Raw genomic sequence first — 1039 nt, 5'->3', positions numbered from 1 at the left:
ACGTTGGCAAACATTTGTAATGTCAGAAAGAACTATTCTATTAATTGGAGTTATAGCTGGCTTGCTCTTTTTTAGGCAAACCAAACCTCTACTTTTAAAAATCATACTTCTTGCTTTAGCCTTAAGCTTTGGTTTATCATATCTCGATTTTTCAGGTTCAAAAGGAGTTTCATTGACTCTTTTTGGTTTAATATCTTTCTTTTTTGGAGCTTATTCTCTTATTGAAAAAAAATGGTTAAGCCTTGTAATTACTGTATTTACTTTTATTTCCATAGTTCATGGATTTATGTATTGGCCATATTATTCTGAATTACGATTTTCTCAAATTCTACCGTTAGTTTGTTATATCATAATGTGGATCAAATGGAAAACTCAATTAGAGGTGATGTCAATTATTACAATTTTTACCACTTATTTGTTAATATCATTTTTAAGTTTATTCCAATAATATTAAAAACGTTAGCCAACAACTAAATATTAATGATAAAGGTTCTAAACAAACTTAAAAAAGAGATAATTACTTTAATACTTGTTAAGGCGATTTTTGATTATGTCCTCACACTATTTGAAGTATATGACATTTCTTTTTTCCCTGGAGATGTACCAATTTTAAATACATTAATGATGATGATTATTCCATTGATTTTTTTTAAAGTATTATCTAAAGAAAATGAACAAGATAATACTTTGAAAAACTTCATTTTAATTGGTTTAATCATAACTATTCTTTCTGATTTTATTAGAGTATTTCTACTAAATAAATATTTGCTTAAAATTATATATTCCTATTCTTCGATTGAAGTAATTGAAACATGGAGCCTTTTTGACAGAACAATGGAATTTACCAAATTCGCTGTGATAGAATCAATCATTTTTTGTGTAATTGGAATTTTTAAATACTTAAAACGTTAGCCAACAACGTGTATAATTAATTACTTCTGAATTTCCTCATCGGAAATTCCTCGGAATTAATTAACTTAGTCTTTCATCGGAAAATCGTAACCGATTTTCCGTAACGTAATTATACACGAACACGTTG

Annotated in this window: 2 protein-coding genes; both read left to right on the top strand. The window is 27.1% G+C overall.

Annotated features, from left to right (window positions below; genetic code table 11):
- On the top strand, nucleotides 1-448 hold a 448-nt coding region (locus Q0876_RS15625), incomplete at its 5' end, for a hypothetical protein (RefSeq protein WP_299229815.1).
- Between the two features lie 32 nt (nucleotides 449-480).
- Nucleotides 481-912: a hypothetical protein gene (locus tag Q0876_RS15620; protein ID WP_299229812.1), complete on the top strand. Its 432-nt coding sequence runs from the start codon at nucleotides 481-483 to the stop codon at nucleotides 910-912.
- Nucleotides 913-1039 lie beyond the last annotated feature (127 nt).

It is taken from the genome of uncultured Psychroserpens sp. (assembly GCF_947503375.1).
Classification (GTDB): Bacteria; Bacteroidota; Bacteroidia; order Flavobacteriales; family Flavobacteriaceae; genus Psychroserpens.
This window is presented reverse-complemented; position numbering and strand designations above follow the sequence as displayed.

Coding starts and splice junctions, on each gene's coding strand:
- Q0876_RS15620 (WP_299229812.1), top strand. CDS start 481: ATGATAAAGGTTCTAAACAAACTTAAAAAAGAGATAATTACTTTAATA.